General features: G+C 67.9%; 5 protein-coding genes. 2 read left to right on the top strand and 3 right to left on the bottom strand.

Going from position 1 to position 4,007, the window contains the following annotated elements; translation table 11 throughout:
• Positions 1-22: 22 nt before the first annotated feature.
• Entirely contained in the window at positions 23-772 is a 750-nt protein-coding gene (locus WB785_RS25040; RefSeq protein WP_424082846.1) for an NUDIX hydrolase, read from the bottom strand.
• A gap of 96 nt (positions 773-868) precedes the next feature.
• Here WB785_RS25040 and WB785_RS25035 point away from each other — a divergent pair, with 96 nt between their 5' ends.
• Together WB785_RS25035 and WB785_RS25030 are read left to right on the top strand one after the other, a co-directional pair.
• Complete coding sequence (locus WB785_RS25035) at positions 869-2,359, top strand: CCA tRNA nucleotidyltransferase (protein WP_424082845.1); 1,491 nt, start codon at positions 869-871, stop codon at positions 2,357-2,359.
• A gap of 24 nt (positions 2,360-2,383) precedes the next feature.
• Positions 2,384-2,923: a pullulanase gene (locus WB785_RS25030; protein WP_424082843.1), complete on the top strand. Its 540-nt coding sequence runs from the start codon at positions 2,384-2,386 to the stop codon at positions 2,921-2,923.
• Positions 2,924-2,928: 5 nt separating this feature from the next.
• Here the strand turns inward: WB785_RS25030 and WB785_RS25025 are convergent, their stop codons facing one another.
• Positions 2,929-3,543 carry a GNAT family N-acetyltransferase gene (locus WB785_RS25025; protein WP_424082841.1) on the bottom strand — a complete coding sequence of 205 codons (615 nt, stop codon included), beginning with the start codon at positions 3,541-3,543 and terminating at the stop codon, positions 2,929-2,931.
• A 64-nt stretch (positions 3,544-3,607) separates the two neighbouring features.
• The coding region (locus tag WB785_RS25020) for a maleylpyruvate isomerase family mycothiol-dependent enzyme (protein WP_424082839.1) at positions 3,608-4,007 on the bottom strand (400 nt) is incomplete at its 5' end.

Genomic DNA, 4,007 nt, shown 5'->3' with positions numbered 1-4,007 from the left:
ACTTGTAACAGCCGCGAGCGGGTCACGGCCCTGGACCGCGACCGTTCTTCCGGCCTCGCACCGACTCGTCGGGCCGACGGTTGCGGGTGCGCGAGTGAGTTTGCGGACGCCGCCGTGGCGACGTGGGCGGCAGTGGCGGCAACGCGGCCGGGCCGTCGGTCTGCAACTTGTCGATCAGCTCGTCGGCCACCTCGGCCAGCTTGCGCTCGTCGGCATAGGCCAGCCGGGACGGCAACTCGGGGATCGGCACCCAGGCCACCTCGGCGACCTCGACGTCCTCATCGCACAGCTCGCCGCCCGAGAAGCGCATTAAATAGTGGTGCACGGTCTTGTGCACTCGCCGTCCGTCAGTGACGAACCAGTAGTCGATTCGGCCGAGCGCCGCCAACACGCTGCCCTGGATCCCGGTCTCTTCGGCGACCTCGCGGATCGCGGTCTGCTCGGCCGTCTCCCCGAGCTCGATGTGTCCTTTCGGCAACGACCACAGCATCCGACCGCGGCGGTCGACGCGGCCGATCAGCGCGGCGACCTGCTCTTCGCGGGGTCTATCGATGTTGTCGATGACCAGTCCGCCAGCGGACGTTTCGTGCACAGTGCGGAGTCGTTCAGGGCCGCGGCGGGTGGCCCGCGACCGGCCGGGCTTTTCACCGGCGGCTGGCGTGCTGCCGTCGATCGCGGCTTTGTCGGTTTGGCCGCGACCGGAACCGGCGCCGCGCCGACCACGACGCCTCCCCCGGCGCCGACGCGGTTGCGCTTTTTCGCCTTCCGACACCCAAGCGATAGTAGCTGGCGTGCTAAGACGCTCCCCGGCGCACTCGCCGGTCGGGTGCTGCCCGACGGCAGATCAGCCTCATCGCGTAAGCCGACGATGCGGGCTGGAACGACCCGGGCTGGAACCGGACTATTCTCATCGAACGTGCCGGAAACCACCGACGATGCCGATCTGCTGACCGCCGCCGCGGTTGCCTTGAACAGGCACGCCGACGTGCTGAGCGAGCTCGGCTCGATGTTCGCCGCCGCCGGCCACGAGTTGTATCTGGTGGGCGGGTCGGTGCGGGATGCGCTGATGGGCCGGCTGAGCCCCGATCTGGACTTCACCACCAACGCCCGGCCAGAGCAGGTGCAGAAGTTGCTGCGAGGGTGGGCAGACGCGTCGTGGGACACCGGTATCGAGTTCGGCACCGTCGGCGTGGGCAAGGCCGAACATCGGCTGGAGATCACCACCTTCAGGGCCGACCGCTATGACCGGGTGTCGCGCAATCCAGAAGTGCGATTCGGCGACTCGCTGGACGAGGATCTGGTGCGCCGCGACTTCACCGTGAACGCGATGGCGGTGCGCGTAACGGCGGCCGGGCCCGGCGAATTCGTCGACCCGCTAGGCGGTTTGGCCGCGCTGCGCGCAGGCGTGCTGGACACTCCGGCGACCCCGTCGGAGTCGTTCGGCGACGACCCGCTGCGGATGTTGCGCGCCGCGCGGTTCGTCTCGCAACTGGGCTTTGCAGTTGCCCCGCGGGTGCGCTCGGCGATCGAGGAGATGGCGCCGGAGCTGGCCCGGATCACCGCCGAACGGGTGGCGGCCGAGTTGGACAAGCTGCTGCTGGGCGACGACCCGCTGGCGGGTATCGACCTGATGGTGCAGACCGGGATGGGCGAGGTCGTGCTGCCCGAGGTAGGCGGCATGAAAATGGCGATCGACGAGCACCACCAGCACAAAGACGTCTACCAGCATTCGCTGACCGTGCTGCGCCAGGCGATCGCCTTGGAAGACGACGAGCCTGATTTGGTGTTGCGCTGGGCGGCGCTGCTGCACGACATCGGCAAGCCGGCCACCCGCAAGCACGAGCCCGACGGCGGTGTCAGCTTCCACCACCACGAGGTGGTCGGCGCCAAGATGGCCCGAAAGCGGTTGCGGGCGTTGAAATATTCCAAACAAATGGTCGACGACATATCGCAGCTGGTGTACCTGCATCTGCGGTTCCACGGATACGGCGAGGGCCGGTGGACCGACTCGGCGGTGCGCCGCTATGTCACCGACGCGGGGCCGTTGTTGCCGCGGCTGCACAAGTTGGTACGGGCCGACTGCACTACCCGCAACCGGCGCCGAGCCGCCCGGCTGCAGGCCAACTACGACAGCCTGGAGGCCCGCATCGCCGAGCTGGCCGCCCAGGAGGATCTGCAGCGGGTCCGTCCCGATTTGGACGGCAACGAGATCATGGAACTGCTGGGCATTCCGCCTGGCCCACAGGTGGGCCAGGCGTGGAACTACCTCAAAGAACTCCGGCTGGACCGTGGACCGCTGACTCGCGATGAGGCGACGGCCGAGCTGATGGCCTGGTGGAGCTCCCGCGGGAACCGGTAGCGCTCCGGCGGCGTCAGATTTGGCATGGAGTATTGCTTGGGCGACGGCGACGGCACGGCAACGATGTGGGAGCGCGGCCCGGACCTCGACCTGGACGGTGACGGCCGGCTGGATGCGGTGGGCCTGGATTTCGACGGCGACGGCCTAGCCGATGACGCCTTGGCTGATTTCAACGGCGACGGCATCGCCGACCATGCCGTGCTTGATCTCGACAACGGGGGCCTTGAAGGCACCGCTGCACGCTACTTCACCGATGACGGGTCGGGGACCTGGGCGGTGGCGGCGAGTCCGCCGCGAGCGGGCCACCAACTCCGGTGGGCAGGGCTCGACGGCGTCGAGCACACCGGCGGGCCACTGGTGGACTTCGACGGCGACGGCCAAGCCGATGACCGGCTGCTCGATAGCGATGGAAATGGGTTGGCCGACAGAGTAATCGAAGCCGACGAGAACGGCGTGACGGGCTACGTCGATACCGACGGCGACGGGCGGTGGGACGTCAAGCTGACCGACACCGACGGTGACGGCACCGCTGATGCGGCCAGCGCGGTGCAACCGAAAACGTAGACACCCTACGTCGAGTAGTCATCGGGCCGGGGTAGGGCGTAGAGCGCCATCCGCCGATTGCTCATGTCGTGCTCGCCGAGGAATGTGCAGCCGGCGATTTCACACACCCGCCGCGCCTTGGTGTTGCGATGGTCGGGGTCGAACATGATTCGGCGACAACGGGGTTCGAGCTCGAAGATGCTGACCACGATGCGCGGCAGAAGAAACGGGCCAAGGCCATTGTTGACCAGCGTCAGATCGGCGATGGCCGCGTGCACGCCAATGTCGTTGGCGTCGGCCTGATATCGGGTCGCGATGGAATCCTTCGCCGCCCGGTACACCTCGACGTAGCCGCCGGGTTGGCCATGCAAACAGCCGACGAACGGCCGAGAGTAGTTGCCGTCGAGCTGGGCCTGCAGGTATTTGCGCCAGCGCGCCACGGGCCACGCTGACTCCCAGGTCTCGACCAGATGCGGCATGCTCATCCACTCGGCGATCATCTCGGCGTCGGCGTCCGGATCGACCAGGCGCAGCGCGTAGGGCTCGGTCAGGATCGGCGTGGGCGGCGGCGGGGCGTTGCGGACTTCGTCGGAAAGCCCTTCGGTCAGCTCGCGCGGCAGGATCGAGACAGTTTCAGCCATGTCGATTCCCGTTACCGCCCCGGGCTCCGGCTAGTGGGCGCGGTTCTCTTCGCGCGTTCCACGCTCATCGACCGACGCCCGGCGGGCCGGCGAAGGCCTGGGCGATCTGCAGCCAGTGCTGCGCATCCGCACCCTCGGCGGTCAAATCAAGATCGCGCAGCGCCCGCCGCTGGGTGACAAGAAAACAGAAGTCCTCGGCGCCGCCGGTGACTCGCTGCGCGGCGTCCGGCGGTCCCCATGACCAGGTGCTGCCGTTAGGGGCGCGCAGCTCGACAAGAAACGGCTCGGTGGGTGCGGGCAGCCCGTTGACGGCAAAGGCGTAGTCGCGGGTGCGCACGCCGATATGGGCGACGGAATGCAGCCGATCGGTCGGCACCCGAGTGACGCCCAGGGCGTCGGCGACGTCGAGTCCGTGTGCCCAGGTCTCCATCAGCCGCGCCGTCGCCATTGACGCAGCACTCATC

Origin of the sequence: Mycobacterium sp. (assembly GCF_049585075.1) — a bacterium.
GTDB lineage: Bacteria > Actinomycetota > Actinomycetes > Mycobacteriales > Mycobacteriaceae > Mycobacterium.
The sequence above is the reverse complement of the archived record's forward strand: the minus strand, read 5'-3'. Positions and strand labels throughout refer to the sequence as shown.

What these genes read in the sequence shown, in the direction of transcription:
- WB785_RS25035 (WP_424082845.1), top strand. Translation starts at nt 869, where the DNA reads ATGCGGGCTGGAACGACCCGGGCTGGAACCGGACTATTCTCATCGAAC.
- WB785_RS25030 (WP_424082843.1), top strand. Translation starts at nt 2,384, where the DNA reads ATGGAGTATTGCTTGGGCGACGGCGACGGCACGGCAACGATGTGGGAG.
- WB785_RS25025 (WP_424082841.1), bottom strand. Translation starts at nt 3,543, where the DNA reads ATGGCTGAAACTGTCTCGATCCTGCCGCGCGAGCTGACCGAAGGGCTT.